Below are 15,168 nucleotides of genomic sequence, written 5' to 3' on the forward strand. Positions count from 1 at the left end.
AGGAAGGTAAAAAATTCGAAAAAAATGGTGAATGATAAGTTGACCGGGGGGTGATTCGCTTCGCGTTTTTTGCGGGGAGTGATGACGGCTTTAAAAATGCCAAAGATGGTGCGGAAGTTATTTTGTCGATTGAGGTGTGTGAGTATGCAGGTCACAAACTAGAGGGGTTGAAGATAGGTAGAGGATTTTCGACGCCTGAGTTCGTGCAGCTAAGAAATTTGAAATCGAAGGGCAAGGTTTTAGATGCATTCTTTGTTATCGGAAAGTAGCGCTTGCAAGCGCGAGTAATGATGGATCTTGGGTTGAGATATAAATATGTCGACGTATGATTGGGTTGCCACGAATGGTGGCATCACTCTCGCGTGACGGACTCCCGCTTTGCCTTCGCGAAAGTTGAATTTGTGCTTCGGAACAGCAGTCAACCCTTGCAGCATCGTTCGGGACTCGGGCGCACTGTCATACGATAGTTGAGGGGTAAGTATGCAAGGGCTTCGGAAGATTATTTTTTCGGTTGAAGAAGGGTGGAGACGGATATCCTAAAATGGAATATGAATCTCTCCGGGGGATATTTTTCGGATGATTTGTCGTACGTCGTCGACAATGTTCCGTATTACGCCTATCGCGTGAATAAGGGGGTACGGTAGCGCATCCGTTCATTGACCGATAGCTCCCGCCGAGCCAACCCCGCGCATACGAACTTGGCATAATCACGCCTTGCTCGACACGAGCGCCGCTGCGCAGACACGCTTGTGCAACCGCCGCATCTTGGCTCGGGCGTATTGACTCCAGTCCCGTTACCACCGCAATACCCATGTCGACCATCACCGCGACCACCGCGTCGCTGAAACACATTCTCGAACATCCCGGCGATTTTTCCGGTTGGCTCTGTTTGCCGCCGATGCCGTGGACGCTCGATACAGAGGGCGCATTCACCGAAGCCGCCGACGACCCCGAAGCCGCCGCGCCGCCCGCTACCGCACCGCAACCCGGCTGGCGCGTAACGCTGAATAGCGCGACGATCGAGGACATCGTGATCAATGCGCATGACCAGGTCGACGAACCGAGCGTCGCGCAATTGTTCGACGCGTTCGTGTTCTACGTCGACAACGAGGAATTCATTCTGCTCTGACGACGCACGACGCACGACGCACGACGCACGACGCACGACGACGCGCCCCACGCACCACAGTAAAAAAGGACCGCCGAGCGGTCCTTTCTTCACGAAGCGTCAACATCCGAACGAAGCCTGCCCCTCAAGGCAAGGAAATCGTCAAATTCGCCGACTCCGGCCCGACCTTGATCACCTGCGAATAAGGCGCCAACGCCTGCAGCGTCTTGTCCTTGAGATAGGTATTGAGCCCGAGATACCCGAGCAGGGCCACCAGCGCAAACACCGCCCCGATCGCCCAAACCGGGACCTCCCGCTTCAACCGATGCGCGATCTGATCCGGCAGCGGCCAATGCGGCGCAAACGCCGCCCGCTTGCCCTTCATATGCGCGATCTCATCCCCCAGCCGCGCGGTCAGATACGCGAGCTTCTCCGGCCCCTCGAGCAGATACTTGCCCTGGAACCCGAGCAGCAGGCACATATGAAACACCTCGAGCGACTGCAACCGCGCCGCGCCTTGCGCGCGACATTCCTCGAGATACTGAAAGAACTTCTCCCCCGCGAGTTGCTCGCCGAACAGCACGAGCTGCAGCGGCCGGCGTTCCCAGTCGGTGCGGATCTTGAACTGCGACGACAGCACCATTTCATCGACCGCCGCGCAATACGCGAACTTCGCGCCATACACGTCCTCGGCCGGGATGTTCAGCTTCTTCGCGCCACGCTCGAAATCCGCCAGAAACTCCTGGATCTTCGTGCTGAACTCGCTCGCGCTGTCCGGCTCGCGGCCGTTCTTGAGCAGGAACAGCATGAAGAACCCGTCGTACAGCAGGTCGAGCAGCGAACGGGCCTGGAACGCGGCGTCGGTCGACGCCGGGGTATGCAGCGGGGCCGGCGCGTTGTCGCCGAACAGGGAAGGCGCGTAGCTCATGATGTGACCGCGATCAGTTCGAATTTCAGGTCATTGATGCCAGTCGGCGCGTAGATCATCGCGGACTGGGCCTGCAGCATGCGCTCGTACAATGCGCCGCGCGAGTCGAGCTGGAAATAGCATGCACCGGGCCGCACCGGAATCGCGGGCGGCACCTGCGGCATGTACGACAGCCGCACGCCGGGCATTGCCGACAGCACGAGCTTGTCGACGTCGTCGGGCGCGCCGACCTTGAAGCGCGCCGGCACCGCATCGATGAGCTCGACGTTCGGCATGTCCGCGGACACGGCCAGATAGAACTCGGTCTTGTCGTCGATCTTGCCCGAATCGAGGCGGCCGAGGTGGAACGACGGACGCACCTCGTCGAGCGTGATCGCGAAGTAGCGCGTCGAGATCACGGTGTCGAGCAGCTCGCGCAGCATCAGGTCGAGACGCGCGAAGCTCGGGCCCGGATCGTCATGGCGATACACGGGCAGGTCGGCGAGCGTGTAGCCCTTCGAAAACGTCATCAGCTGGCCCGCGAGGCGCAGCAGTTCCTGGAACAGCCGCTCCGGATGCAGCGCCGCGTGCTGGTGCAGGTGCGCGAGCGTCGCGAACGCGGCGTTCGCCGTGTGCAGCAGCCAGAACGACGCGATGTCGCCCGAGCGGAACTCGATGATGTTCTTCGACGGTTCGCGGTGAAAACCGTACAGCGCGTTCACCTTCGCCTGCAGCGCGTCGACGAGCTGGCGCAGCCGCTGGTGCAGGATCGGCGACGCGTCGATCGCGAGGCACGGCGGCACGAAGCTGTCGTCCATCTCGAAGCCGGACGTCGCTGTGCGGCGCACGCGCACGAGCGGCACCGACAGAAGCTGGTCGCGCGGCTCGCTGTGCGCGATCAGCTTGACCTGCGTCTTCAGGAACGTGATGTCGGCTTCGGCGGCGTCGGTGAAGTTGTCGGCGACGCTCGTCTGCTCGCTGACGAAGCGCGTCATGAAGCCGGCGGCCGGATCGTCGCTGTAGTTGGTGCCGTTCTCGCGCAGCGGGTGCAGCGCGAGGTAGAACACGAATTCGTTGATGCCGTCGGGCAGCGTGTCGAGCGCGATCGGCGGCGGCAGGTCGTCGGCCTGCGGCGCGGCGTAAAGCGCGCCGTCCGGAAACACGAGCGCGAGCTCGGCCACGCGCAGCACGTTGCTGCCGAGCGCATCGCGGTCGATGCGCACCGAGCGCACGCCCCAGTTGTACGGCTGGATCGCCTGGATGGATTCGAACAGGCGCGCCTCGTGGTACGCGTCCTGCCGCTGAAAGTGTTGAGGCCGGAGGAACAGCCCTTCCCCCCACAGCACCTTGGCCGAATAACTCATGTCAAATCCGGTTAATGTCGCGTTGCGATGTAATCGATTTGTTCGTGCCCGAATTAATCGCCATTTTGTTAACTCTTGTTAAATGACATTCGTGCGTCATGTTTAACCGCAGGTCACCGACGAAAGCAAATTCAGCGGTTGCGAAGGCGCACCCTGTTGCGGTGCGATGACAGAGCCGTCGGTGACCGTCATCGCGCAATTATGCAGGCCGATGATTATGCCGGATTTCTCCGACTTTGCCGGGTCGAACGTCAGTTTCCATCGCTGGATTGCGGGATCGCGGAACAGCGCGACGATGCCGAATGCCTGCGCTTCGCGCGACAGCTTTTCGGTTGCCGTATAGCGCTGGCCCGGAATCAGCGTGATTTCACGCACGTTCAGCAGATCGGCGCCCAGCGCGGCCTTTTCCTTGGTCGGATCGGTGAATGCATCGAACGGCGCTTGCTGGAACGAAGTCGGATCCTTCAGCGCGTAGAGCCTGACCACCAACGCGAGCGGCTTGTGATCGTTCGCGGCATTGAGGTTCGGCGCGGCGGCGAGCGTGAGCCCGATGTTGCGCGGCGGTTTCTGGGCATCCGGCACGTCGGGCTTGCCGACGCCGGCGGCCTGCATGACGGCGCTCGCGGCGGAGCCGAGCAGCGGGGCGGCCGCGCATCCGGCCAGGAGCGCGCAGGCAATCAGCGGCAGCGCATAGCGAATCATGGACGATCTCATCGTGTTTACGGCGTGCCGCCTTTAACTCCCCTGTCAAAACTGCCGGGTATTTCCGCGTTCGCCGCGAATCCCCGGCGTATCGGCCGTTCAACTATTAAGCACACGCGCCCGGCAGCGTGCCTTCGGAAATTTTTTCCGTCGTTCGCGCAAAGCGTTGCAGGCCAAGTAAAACTTGCGCATTCCGGTCGATGCGAAAGCCGTCGGCGAGCCGCTGCCAGAGGCGTTTCGAGGGGGTGGCGCACGATTTTAAAAGGAATTACTCTGCACGCAGCGATTGAATTATGAAAAATTGATCGGTACTATACCCGCGCGCTTCTTGCAAAGCAAAAGAACCAGATTCTCAACGATTTTAATACTCACGCGCCGGTGGATATAACGATGAAAGACCGTCTCTTCGCAAAACTTTCTGGGGTAGTGCTGGCTTGCGGCGTGATCGCCGGTTGTGCGAGCCAGCCGCCGGCGCCGCCGTCTGCCGAGGTGTTCAACAAGTCGCTGGCCGATGCGGACGCCGTCGCGAAATCGGGTGACCAGGACAAGGCGCTCGGCCTGTACCAGCAGCTCGCGAAGTCGGATCCGACGCGCGAGGAGCCGTGGTCGCGCATCGCGCAGATCCAGTTTGCCCAGAACCACTACGGCCAGGCGATCGTCGCCGCGCAGGAAGCACTGCAGCGCGATGCGACCGACCGTCAGGCGAAGAGCGTGCTCGCGGTCGCGGGGCTGCGGATCGCGACGCAGTCGCTCGGCGAACTGCGCCAGGATTCGTCGCTCGCGGGCGATGCGAAGTCGGACGCGCAGGCGCTCGCGAAGCAGCTGCGCGACACGCTCGGCGAATCGGCGCTGTTCCCGCCGGAGCAGAAGGCGCAAACGCGCAAGGTCGTGCGTCGCCAGATTCACCGTCCGAAGGCCGGCGCCGGCGCTGCAACCGAGGTCGCCGCCGGTGCTGCCACCACGCCGACGGCGTCGGGCAACACCGCGCCGCAGAAGGGCGGCGCCGATCCGTTCAGCGCACTGCGCAACTGATCGCAACTGACCGCAACTGACGCGATAACCACAACTAACCTGGGAGCCGTCGAGATGGCCAAGAAAGAAAGCATTCAGAAAAGCTTGCAGAAAATACGGCCGCCGCGCGTCCAACTCACCTACGAGGTCGAGAAGGGCGACGCGATCGAGGTAAAGGAACTGCCGTTCGTCGTCGGGGTCGTCGGCGATCTGGCGGGCCAGTCGGAAGTCGAGCAGCCGAAGCTGCGCGACCGCAAGTTCGTCAACATCGACCGTGACAACTTCGACGACGTGATGAAGGCGATCGAGCCGCGTGCCGCATTCCAGGTGGAAAACCGCCTGAGCCCGGAAGGCGGCAAGTTCGCGGTCGACCTGAAGTTCCGTTCGCTGTCGGATTTCAACCCGGACGAAGTCGTCGAACAGGTCGAGCCGCTGCGCCGCCTGCTCGAGGCGCGCTCGAAGCTCGCCGACCTGCGCAACAAGCTCGCCGGCAACGACAAGCTCGAGGACCTGCTGTCCGAAGTGCTGAAGAACACGCAGCAGCTGCAGGAGCTCGCGAAGGGCACCGGCGGCGACAAAGACGGCGAATGACGACGGAGTGTTGAGATGAACCAGCAAACGGCTGCGGCCCAAGCGAGCGGCGCGGAATACGCCGCCGGGACTTCGCTGCTCGACGACATCGTCGAGAAGAGCAAGGTCGCGAAATCCGATTCCGAGCATGCACGTGCGAAGGACCTGATCGGCGAACTCGTGCACCAGGTGCTCGACGGCACGGTGATCGTGTCGGACAACCTGTCGGCGACGATCGACGCGCGCGTCGCGGAACTCGATCGCCTGATCTCCACGCAGCTGTCCGCGGTGATGCACGCGCCGGAATTCCAGCGCCTCGAAAGCACGTGGCGCGGGATGGATTACCTGGTCAAGGAAAGCAACACCGGCCAGACGATCAAGATCAAGGCGCTGCACGCACCGAAGCGCGACCTCGTGCGCGACTTCAAGGGCGCGAGCGAGTTCGACCAGAGCGCGCTGTTCAAGAAGGTCTACGAAGAAGAGTTCGGCACGTTCGGCGGCTCGCCGTTCGGTGCGCTGATCGGCGATTACGAGATCTCGCGCCAGCCGGAAGACATGTACTTCATCGAGCAGATGTCGCACGTCGCGGCGGCCGCGCACGCGCCGTTCATCGCGTCGGCGTCGCCCGAGCTGCTCGGCCTCGAGTCGTTCTCCGACCTCGGCAAGCCGCGCGATCTCGGCAAGGTGTTCGACACGGTCGAATACGCGAAGTGGAAGTCGTTCCGCGATTCGGAAGACTCGCGCTACGTCGGCCTCACGCTGCCGCGCTTCCTCGGCCGCCTGCCGTTCAATCCGAAGGACGGCCAGACGGCGGAGAACTTCAACTTCGTCGAGGACGTCGACGGCACCGAGCACGACAAGTACCTGTGGTGCAACGCGGCGTGGGCCTTCGCGGCACGCCTGACGGCCGCGTTCGACGACTTCGGCTGGTGCGCGGCGATCCGCGGTGTCGAGGGCGGCGGCCTCGTCGAGGACCTGCCGACCCACACGTTCAAGACCGACGACGGTGAAGTCGCGCTGAAGTGCCCGACCGAAATCGCGATCACCGATCGCCGCGAGAAGGAGCTGAGCGACCTCGGCTTCATCCCGCTCGTGCATTGCAAGAACTCGGATTACGCTGCGTTCTTCGCCGCGCAATCGGTGCAGAAACCGAAAAAATACAGCACCGACAGCGCGAATGCGAACGCCGTCCTGTCCGCCCAGCTTCAGTACATCTTCTCGGTATCGCGCGTCGCGCACTACCTGAAGGCGATGATGCGGGACAAGATCGGCAGCTTCGCATCGGCGCAGAACGTAGAGACTTTCCTCAACCGGTGGATTTCGCAGTACGTCCTGCTCGACGACAACGCGTCTCAGGAACAGAAGGCGCAATTTCCGCTGCGCGAGGCATCCATACAAGTGTCGGAGATTCCGGGCAAGCCGGGCTCGTATCGTTCGGTCGCGTTCCTGCGTCCGCACTTTCAGCTCGACGAACTCTCGATTTCTCTGCGACTTGTCGCTGATCTGCCCAAACCGGCAAATTCATAAGCGAGTAAATCGCCCGGGCGGGCCGCCTGGGTAGGACGTTAAAACCACCTCTTTGGGGAGTCGAAGGGCCATGTTACATATGCACTTGCAGTTTGGTAGTCCGGCGGTGAAGGGTGAATCCGCGGACAAGGACCATCAAGGCTGGATCGAGCTGAAATCGTGGGATCACTCGATCGTTCAGCCGCGTTCGGCAACGGCATCGACCGCAGGCGGTCACACGATGACGCGCTGCGAGCACGGCGACATGATTTTCACGAAGGAAATCGATTCGTCGAGCCCGCTGCTGTATCAGCACGCGTCGGGCGGCACCACGTTCGATGAAGTGACGGTCCATTTCTCGCGCGCGGACGGTGAAGGCAAGCGCGTGCAGTATCTGGAAGTGAAGCTCAAGTACGTGATCATCTCGAGCATCGCACCGAGCGTTCGCGAAGAAGGTCTGCCGCTCGAGACGTTCTCGCTGAAGTACGCGGCCGTGCAGTGGAAGCAGACCCAGCAGAAGATCGGCGGCAACCAGGGCGGCAACACGCAAGGCGCCTGGAGCCTGACGAAGAACGACAAAACCTACGCGGTCTAAGGTCGGTTGCGGCAACGGGGCGCTCGGCGTCCCGTTGCCGTTTTCGCTGTGCACGCCGGCCGATGAAAAGATTCGAACCCAGTTTTCTCGACAAGCTGTTCGACGACGAACCGCATCTGCCGGCCTCGGCCGCGATGCGGCAATTGTCGCTGGACGAGCTCAAGAACACGGTCGCCCGCGACGTCGAGGCGATCCTCAACACCCGTATCGCGCACACCGAAATCGAGCTGGCCGCGCTGCCGGAATGCCAGAAGTCGGTGCTGACCTACGGGCTGAACGATTTCGCGGGGCTGAGCCTCGCGAGTCACTACGACCGCGCGTTCATCTGCAAGTCGATCCAGCAGGCCATCGCGCGCCACGAGCCGCGGCTGCAGCAGGTGCAGGTGACGTTCGAGCTGAACGAGCAGTCGACCAACGCGCTTTACTTCGCGATCCAGGCGCTGCTCGTCGTGCACCCGGCCGAGGAGCCGGTGAGTTTCGATGCGATGCTGCAGCCGTCGACGCTGCAGTATTCGGTCACGCGCGCACGCGCGGCCAGAATGCTGTGAATCGAGCTGCCGAGCGGGCCGGACCGCCCGGTGGTGGATCAGGGTCCGGCAGGAAATATTGAGGTTCGGGGTCGTCGATGGAAGAATTGCTGCCGTATTACGAGCGCGAATTATCGTTTTTGCGGCGCTATTCGCGAGATTTCGCCGAGCGCTATCCGAAGATCGCCGCGCGGCTCGCGTTGTCGGGCGAGCACTGCGAGGATCCGCACGTCGAGCGGATGATCGAGTCGTTCGCGCTGCTCGGCGCGCGCATCAACAAGAAGCTCGACGACGACTACCCGGAATTCACCGAAGCGCTGCTGGAAGTGCTGTATCCGCACTACCTGCGGCCGTTCCCGTCGTGCTCGATCGCGCAGTTCACGCCGGCGTCGCCCGGCCAGCAGACCGAACCGGTCGTGATCGACCGCGGCACCGAGCTGAAGAGCCGCCCGATCCGCGGCGTGCAGTGCCGGTTCCGCACCGCGTACGACGTGACGCTCGCGCCGATCCGCATCTCGGAGGCGCGCTACACGCCGGTCGCGCTCGCGCCGAGCGCGACGGTGCTGCCGTCCAACGCGACGGGCGTGATCTCGATCACGTTCGAATCGCTCGCCGCGCAGCTCGATCTCGGCGCGCTGAAGCTGCCGACGCTGCGCGCGCACCTGCACGGCGAGCAGTCGTTCGTCGCTGCGCTGACCGACTGCCTGTTCGTCAACGTGCTCGGCGCGTACGTCGAGCCCGAGCGCAACGGCCGCTGGACCGCGCTGCGCAAGCTGCCGATCGCGCACGCCGGCTTCGACGAGGACGACGCGCTGATCGACTACCCGGCGAAGTCGCACCCCGCGTATCGCCTGCTCACCGAATACTTCGCGTTCCCCGACAAGTTCGATTTCGTCGATTTCGATCTTGCGGCCATCGCGCGCGCGTCGGGCCGCTGCCAGCGCGCGACGCTGCATCTGGTGCTGCAGGACGTGCGCAGCGATTCGCACGTCGCGCGGCTGCTCGAGCTGCTGACGGCCAGCCATTTCCGGCTGTTCTGCACGCCGATCGTCAACCTGTTCCGCCAGCACGGCGAGCCGATCCGCATCACGCACCGCGCGGTGTCGTATCCGGTGATCGCCGAAGCGCGCCGCGCGTTCGCGTACGAGGTGTACTCGATCGATTCGGTGAAGCTCGTCCGGCAGCAGGCGCATGAAGAATCGGTGATCGAGTTCCGGCCGTTCTATTCGCTGCATCACGGCGAATCGGCACGGATCGGTCACTACTGGTTCGCGCGCCGCAACGACTGGGTCGCGCAGAAAAGCCCCGGCTACGAAACCGAGATCTCGATCGTCGACATCGACTTCGAGCCGACCTCGCCGCAGACCGACACGCTGAGCCTCGACCTCACCTGCACGAACCGCGACCTGCCGGCGATGCTCGCATTCGGCCTCGAAGGCGGCGACCTGTTCCAGGAAGGCGGCGCGCAGACGAGCGGCATCTCGATGCTGCGCCGCCCGACGCAGAGCGTGCGCTTCGAGCGCGGCCGCGCCGCGCACTGGCGGCTCGTGTCGCATCTCGCGCTGAACCACGTGTCGCTGGTCGCGCACGGGCTCGCGCCGCTCAAGGAAATGCTGACGCTGTACGACCTGCGGCGCACCGCCGTGTCGATGCGCCAGATCGACGGCCTCGCCGGCGTCGAGCAGCGCGGCGCCGTGCAGTGGCTGCCCGGCAAGCCGTTCGCGACCTTCGTGCGCGGCATCGAGATCCGCCTGACGATCGACGAGGAGCACTTCGTCGGCGCGAGCCTCGCGTCGTTCGTACGCGTGCTCGACAGCTTCTTCGGGCTGTACGTCCATCTCAACAGTTTCGTTCAACTAGTCGTGGTGTCGAAGCGCACCGGCGAGGAGATCATTCGATGCAAGCCCCGCACCGGCGAATCGATCCTGGCGTAGTCGACGCGCTGCTCGACGAGCCGCACCGCTTCGAGTTCTTCCAGGCGGTGCGCGTGCTCGAAGGGCTATTCGCGCGGCAGGCGTCCGATGCCCCCGGCGCGTGGCGGCAGGGCGACGTCGTCGCGCAGCGCATCGAATTCCGCAACACGCTGTCGCTCGGCTTTCCGCCGAGCGAGATCGAAGGCGCCCGCTCGTTCGACGACGACGGCACGCTGCTCGACTCGGGCGAGGATCGCGGCGCCGCGCTCGCGGCCGGCGAGCTCGGTCACGTCGAACTGACACCCGCATTCTTCGGGCTGCTCGGCGGGCAGGGCGCGCTGCCGCTGCACTACACCGAGCAGATCGTCGCGCGCGAGCACCTGAAGCGCGACCACGCGGCGCGCGCCTTCTTCGACGTGTTCTCGAACCGCGCGACCGCGCTGTTCTACGCGGCGTGGAAGAAATACCGGCTGCCGTTCCATTACGAACTCGACCGCGACGAGCGCTACCTGCCGCTCCTGCTCGCGATCGCCGGCGTGCCGAGCGACGAGGTGCGCGACAGCCTCGCGGCCGGCGCGGGCGGCGTGCTCGACGAGGCCGTCGCCGGCTACGCGCTCGCCGCGCGGCACCGGCCGATGTCGGCTGCCTACCTGCAGCGCACGCTGTCCGATTACTTCCGCGTGCCGGTGAGGATCGACCAGTTCGTCGGCAAGTGGTACGACGTGCCGCCCGACCAGCTGAGCGTGCTCGGCGAGGTCAACGCGGTGCTCGGCGCGACGGCGCTCGTCGGCGAACGCGTATGGCAGCGCGACATGCGCGCGCGGATCGTCGTCGGCCCGCTGTCCAAGCGCGACTACGAGGCGTTCTTGCCCGGTGGCGCGCAGGCCGTCGCGCTCGAGCGGATGCTGACGCTGCTCGCCGGCGTCACGCTCGAATACGAGGTGAAGCTCGTGCTGAAACGCACCGAGGTCGGCGCGAGCGTGCTCGGCGCAGGCTCGCGGCTCGGCTGGGATGCGTTCCTCTGCACCCGCGACGCAGCCGAAGACCGCTCGGACGCCCGCTATGAACTGCACGTGATTCACTGATTCCGAACGACAACAAACAATCGAACCTGAGATCGACGCCATGAGCACGCCCCTGAAGACCCTGATCACGAAACTGAACCCGCTGTGCCGGCACGCGACCGAGCGCGCGGCGAGCGCGTGCCTGGCGCGCGGCCATTACGAGGTCGATCTGGAGCATCTGTTTCTCGCGCTGCTTGACCAGGCGACGGGCGACCTGCCGCTCGCGTTGCGTGCGAGCCGCGTCGATCCGCATGCGCTGCGCGCCGATCTCGAGCGCGAACTCACGCGCCTGAAGACGGGCAACACGCGCACGCCGGTGTTTTCCGTGCACCTGATCGCGCTGTTCGAACAGGCCTGGTTGATCGCATCGCTCGATTCGCAGCTCGGCCGCATCCGTTCGGGGCATCTGCTGCTCGCGCTGCTGACCGCGCCCGATCTCGCGCAGTTCGCGCAGCGCATGTCGTCGCAGTTCGCGGAAATGAACGTGACGGACCTGAAGCACAAGTTCGACGAGATCATGGCCGGTTCGAGCGAGGCCGAGCCGCGCCAGGCGGATGCGGAAGGCAGCGACGTCGCGCCGGCCGCCGACGGCGCCGCGCCCGCGGCCGGCCCGTCGAAGACGCCCGCGCTCGACACGTACACGACCAACCTCACGCAGCGCGCGCGTGACGGCAAGATCGACCCGGTGATCGGCCGCGAAGCCGAGATTCGCCAGGCGATCGACATCCTCATGCGCCGCCGCCAGAACAACCCGATCATGACCGGCGAGGCCGGCGTCGGCAAAACGGCGGTCGTCGAGGGTCTCGCGCTGCGGATCGCGGCCGACGACGTGCCGCCGCCGCTGCGCGGCGTCGCGCTGCACGTGCTGGACATGGGCCTGCTGCAGGCCGGCGCGAGCGTGAAGGGCGAGTTCGAGAACCGCCTGAAGAGCGTGATCGACGAGGTGAAGAAGAGCGCGCACCCGATCATCCTGTTCATCGACGAGGCACACACGATCATCGGCGCGGGCGGCCAGGCCGGCCAGAACGACGCGGCGAACCTGCTGAAACCGGCGCTCGCGCGCGGCGAACTGCGCACGATCGCCGCGACGACCTGGAGCGAATACAAGAAGTACTTCGAGAAGGATGCGGCGCTCGCGCGGCGCTTCCAGGTCGTGAAGGTCGAGGAGCCGAGCGAGCCGCTCGCGGCCGCGATGCTGCGCGGGATGTCCGGGTTGATGGAGAAGCACTTCAACGTGCGGATCCTCGACGACGCGATCACCGAGGCCGTGCGCCTGTCGCATCGCTACATCAGTGGCCGCCAGCTGCCGGACAAGGCGATCAGCGTGCTCGACACCGCGTGCGCGAAGGTCGCGCTCGCGCACAGCGCGACGCCCGCGGCGATCGACGACACGAAGAAGCGCATCGAGCGCATCGACGCGGAAATCGCGTCGCTGGAGCGCGAGGCGGCGGGCGGCGCCGCGCACGACGAGCGCCTGGGCGAACTGCGCGGCGCGCGCGACACGGCGCTCGCGCAATTGACCGAGGACGAGGCGCGCTATGAAGCCGAGCGCGCGATCGTCGTCGAGATCACCGAGCTGCGCGACACGCTCGACCGGGCGCGCGGTCCGTCGGAAGACGGCGAGCCGGTCGACGTGCCGGCCACGCGAGAGAAGCTGGCCGAACGCGTCGCGGCGCTGCACGCGCTGCAGGGCGGCGAGCCGATGGTGCCGCTGCAGGTCGACGGCCACGTCGTCGCCGAGATCGTCGCCGCGTGGACGGGCATTCCGCTCGGCCGGATGGTGAAGGACGAGATCGACACCGTGCTGAACCTGCAGCCGCTGCTGACCGCGCGCGTGATCGGCCAGGACCATGCGCTCGATGCGATCGCGCAACGCGTGCGCACGGCGACCGCGAACCTCGAGGATCCGAACAAGCCGCGCGGCGTGTTCATGTTCGTCGGGCCGTCGGGCGTCGGCAAGACCGAGACGGCGCTCGCGCTGGCCGACATCCTGTACGGCGGCGAGCGCAAGATGGTCACGATCAACATGAGCGAGTACCAGGAAGCGCACAGCGTGTCGGGCCTGAAGGGCTCGCCGCCGGGCTACGTCGGCTACGGCGAGGGCGGCGTGCTGACCGAGGCCGTGCGCCGCAACCCGTATTCCGTCGTGCTGCTCGACGAGGTCGAGAAGGCGCACCCGGACGTGCTCGAGATGTTCTTCCAGGTGTTCGACAAGGGCACGATGGACGACGCCGAAGGGCGCGAGATCGACTTCCGCAATACGCTGATCATCCTGACGTCGAACGTCGGATCGGCCGCGGTGATGCAGGCGTGCCTGAACAAGCCGGCCGAGGAACTGCCCGATCCGGACGCACTCGCCGAGGCGCTGCGCCCGCAGCTGTACAAGACGTTCAAGCCCGCGTTCCTCGGCCGGATGAAGGTCGTGCCGTACTACCCGATTTCCGACGACGTGCTGGCCGAGATCATCGAGCTGAAGCTCGAACGGATCCGTCGCCGCATCGAAGCGAACCACAAGGCCGCGTTCGAGTGGGACGAATCGCTCGTCGACGCGGTGCTCGCGCGCTGCACCGAGGTCGATTCGGGCGCTCGCAACGTCGACCATATTTTGAACGGCACGCTGCTGCCGGAGATCGCGGGCCACGTGCTCGGCCGGATCGCCGACGGCGCGGCCATCGCGCGCATCGCGGTGCGCGCGGACGAGGCCGGCGAATTCGCCTATACGGTCGAATGAACCCCCGCACGCGACATCTCATGCATCAACGGATTCACTGAACCATGCCGATCAATCTCCCCGAGCTGCTGACGCCGATCAGCGATGCGTCGCCCAGCGGCGACGACCTGCTGTTCTCGAATGAATTCGACGCGATCCAGGACGCGCGGCGCTACGACGATCCGACGCTCGACCAGGGCGAGTGGGTGACCGAGATCAAGGAGGCCGACTGGGGCTTCGTCGTCGATCACGCGGGCGCGCTGCTGCGCACGTGCACCAAGGACCTGCGGCTCGCCGTATGGCTGACCGAGGCGCTCGCGCTGGAGGACGGCATCACCGGCCTCACCGAAGGCTATGCGCTGCTGGAAGGCCTGTGCCGCGACTACTGGGACACCGTGCATCCGCTGCCGGAAGGCGACGACGTCGAATACCGGCTCGGCAACGTCGCGTGGCTGTCCGGCCGCACGGCCGAGCTGCTGCGCGGCATTCCGGTGACCGACGGCGCATCGAACGCGTTCACCACGCTCGACTGGGAAGTCGCGCAGCATGTGGCGCAGGCCGTGAAGCGCGATCCGGAACATGCGGACGACATCGCGCGCGGCAAGCCGTCGGTCGAGCAGGTCGATGCGTCGCGGCGCGTGACGTCGATCGCGTTCTACACGACGCTGCTCGCGAACCTGAAGGCGTTCGAAATCTCGCTCGACGCGTTCGAGGAGCGGCTCGTCGAACGCGCCGGCGATTCGGCGCCGAGCTTCCGGCAGACGCGCGACGCGTTCGAGACCGTGTACCGGCTCGTCGAGCGCTTCGCGCGCGAGCAGGGCTATACGGGCAGCGCGCCGCATGCGCCGTCGGCGCCGCAGGCGCAGCCCGAGCGCATCGAGCCGAGCTTCGGCGACGCGTTCCACACCGAGGAGACCCATGTGCAGTCGCAGACCGCTCCGCGTCCGCCGGTGACGCAAATGATCGCCGGCATCCAGAACCGTGCGCAGGCCGTCGACCAGCTTCGTGCGGTCGCGCGCTACTTCCGCCAGACCGAGCCGCACAGCCCGGTCGCGTATCTCGCGGACAAGGCCGCCGAATGGGCCGACATGCCGCTGCACAAGTGGCTCGAGAGCGTCGTGAAGGACGACGGGTCGCTGTCGCACATCCGCGAGCTGCTGGGGGTGAGGCCCGACGAGCAGTCGTGAGCCG

Annotated in this window: 14 protein-coding genes; 11 read left to right on the top strand and 3 right to left on the bottom strand. The window is 64.9% G+C overall.

Translation table 11 applies throughout. The features are described from left to right. Positions 1–50 precede the first annotated feature (50 nt). Positions 51–269 (top strand): hypothetical protein, encoded by a 219-nt coding sequence (locus tag DIE12_RS23910; protein ID WP_124522222.1) that lies wholly within the window; start codon positions 51–53, stop codon positions 267–269. Between the two features lie 542 nt (positions 270–811). After that, a complete protein-coding gene (locus DIE12_RS23915; protein ID WP_124522220.1) occupies positions 812–1,129 on the top strand; it encodes a hypothetical protein in 318 nt (105 codons plus the stop codon). Between the two features lie 124 nt (positions 1,130–1,253). On the opposite strand, the gene icmH is transcribed toward DIE12_RS23915, so the two are convergent. The 3 genes from icmH to tssJ form a co-directional block, all read right to left on the bottom strand. Continuing rightward, the gene (gene icmH / locus DIE12_RS23920; RefSeq protein ID WP_044845934.1) at positions 1,254–2,036 is read right to left on the bottom strand and encodes a type IVB secretion system protein IcmH/DotU; all 783 of its coding nucleotides are present in this window, start codon (positions 2,034–2,036) and stop codon (positions 1,254–1,256) included. Then, on the bottom strand, positions 2,033–3,379 hold the full coding sequence (tssK, locus tag DIE12_RS23925) for a type VI secretion system baseplate subunit TssK (protein WP_124487867.1): 1,347 nt from the start codon (positions 3,377–3,379) through the stop codon (positions 2,033–2,035). The genes icmH and tssK overlap by 4 nt, the downstream gene beginning before the upstream one ends. A gap of 102 nt (positions 3,380–3,481) precedes the next feature. Next, positions 3,482–4,093 carry a type VI secretion system lipoprotein TssJ gene (tssJ, locus tag DIE12_RS23930; RefSeq protein WP_044845932.1) on the bottom strand — a complete coding sequence of 204 codons (612 nt, stop codon included), beginning with the start codon at positions 4,091–4,093 and terminating at the stop codon, positions 3,482–3,484. Positions 4,094–4,471: 378 nt separating this feature from the next. Here tssJ and DIE12_RS23935 point away from each other — a divergent pair, with 378 nt between their 5' ends. The 9 genes from DIE12_RS23935 (at position 4,472) to tssA (ending at position 15,164) form a co-directional block, all read left to right on the top strand. Further along, positions 4,472–5,113 (top strand): M48 family metallopeptidase, encoded by a 642-nt coding sequence (locus tag DIE12_RS23935; protein WP_124522218.1) that lies wholly within the window; start codon positions 4,472–4,474, stop codon positions 5,111–5,113. Between the two features lie 54 nt (positions 5,114–5,167). Continuing rightward, positions 5,168–5,683, top strand: coding sequence for a type VI secretion system contractile sheath small subunit (gene tssB / locus DIE12_RS23940; protein WP_059465242.1), 516 nt, complete (start codon positions 5,168–5,170; stop codon positions 5,681–5,683). Positions 5,684–5,698: 15 nt separating this feature from the next. After that, positions 5,699–7,189: a type VI secretion system contractile sheath large subunit gene (gene tssC, locus DIE12_RS23945; RefSeq protein ID WP_006751237.1), complete on the top strand. Its 1,491-nt coding sequence runs from the start codon at positions 5,699–5,701 to the stop codon at positions 7,187–7,189. Positions 7,190–7,259: 70 nt separating this feature from the next. After that, positions 7,260–7,763 (top strand): type VI secretion system tube protein Hcp, encoded by a 504-nt coding sequence (locus tag DIE12_RS23950; RefSeq protein WP_006477093.1) that lies wholly within the window; start codon positions 7,260–7,262, stop codon positions 7,761–7,763. 62 nt (positions 7,764–7,825) lie between these two features. Then, on the top strand, positions 7,826–8,311 hold the full coding sequence (tssE, locus tag DIE12_RS23955) for a type VI secretion system baseplate subunit TssE (RefSeq protein WP_044845929.1): 486 nt from the start codon (positions 7,826–7,828) through the stop codon (positions 8,309–8,311). Positions 8,312–8,388: 77 nt separating this feature from the next. Next, complete coding sequence (gene tssF, locus DIE12_RS23960; RefSeq protein WP_124487868.1) at positions 8,389–10,224, top strand: type VI secretion system baseplate subunit TssF; 1,836 nt, start codon at positions 8,389–8,391, stop codon at positions 10,222–10,224. Next, entirely contained in the window at positions 10,188–11,288 is a 1,101-nt protein-coding gene (tssG, locus tag DIE12_RS23965) for a type VI secretion system baseplate subunit TssG (protein ID WP_124487869.1), read from the top strand. The genes tssF and tssG overlap by 37 nt, the downstream gene beginning before the upstream one ends. Positions 11,289–11,328: 40 nt before the next feature. Further along, positions 11,329–13,998, top strand: coding sequence for a type VI secretion system ATPase TssH (gene tssH, locus DIE12_RS23970; protein ID WP_124522216.1), 2,670 nt, complete (start codon positions 11,329–11,331; stop codon positions 13,996–13,998). A gap of 44 nt (positions 13,999–14,042) precedes the next feature. Further along, positions 14,043–15,164, top strand: a complete 1,122-nt coding sequence (gene tssA, locus DIE12_RS23975) for a type VI secretion system protein TssA (protein ID WP_124522214.1) — start codon at positions 14,043–14,045, stop codon at positions 15,162–15,164. The last annotated feature ends 4 nt before the right edge of the window (positions 15,165–15,168 follow it).

Origin of the sequence: Burkholderia sp. Bp9015 (assembly GCF_003853505.1) — a bacterium.
GTDB lineage: Bacteria > Pseudomonadota > Gammaproteobacteria > Burkholderiales > Burkholderiaceae > Burkholderia.

Coding starts and splice junctions, on each gene's coding strand:
- tssK (WP_124487867.1), bottom strand. CDS start 3,379: ATGAGTTATTCGGCCAAGGTGCTGTGGGGGGAAGGGCTGTTCCTCCGG.
- tssB (WP_059465242.1), top strand. CDS start 5,168: ATGGCCAAGAAAGAAAGCATTCAGAAAAGCTTGCAGAAAATACGGCCG.
- DIE12_RS23950 (WP_006477093.1), top strand. CDS start 7,260: ATGTTACATATGCACTTGCAGTTTGGTAGTCCGGCGGTGAAGGGTGAA.
- tssF (WP_124487868.1), top strand. CDS start 8,389: ATGGAAGAATTGCTGCCGTATTACGAGCGCGAATTATCGTTTTTGCGG.
- tssE (WP_044845929.1), top strand. CDS start 7,826: ATGAAAAGATTCGAACCCAGTTTTCTCGACAAGCTGTTCGACGACGAA.
- tssA (WP_124522214.1), top strand. CDS start 14,043: ATGCCGATCAATCTCCCCGAGCTGCTGACGCCGATCAGCGATGCGTCG.
- DIE12_RS23935 (WP_124522218.1), top strand. CDS start 4,472: ATGAAAGACCGTCTCTTCGCAAAACTTTCTGGGGTAGTGCTGGCTTGC.
- DIE12_RS23915 (WP_124522220.1), top strand. CDS start 812: ATGTCGACCATCACCGCGACCACCGCGTCGCTGAAACACATTCTCGAA.
- tssC (WP_006751237.1), top strand. CDS start 5,699: ATGAACCAGCAAACGGCTGCGGCCCAAGCGAGCGGCGCGGAATACGCC.
- tssJ (WP_044845932.1), bottom strand. CDS start 4,093: ATGAGATCGTCCATGATTCGCTATGCGCTGCCGCTGATTGCCTGCGCG.
- tssG (WP_124487869.1), top strand. CDS start 10,188: ATGCAAGCCCCGCACCGGCGAATCGATCCTGGCGTAGTCGACGCGCTG.
- icmH (WP_044845934.1), bottom strand. CDS start 2,036: ATGAGCTACGCGCCTTCCCTGTTCGGCGACAACGCGCCGGCCCCGCTG.
- tssH (WP_124522216.1), top strand. CDS start 11,329: ATGAGCACGCCCCTGAAGACCCTGATCACGAAACTGAACCCGCTGTGC.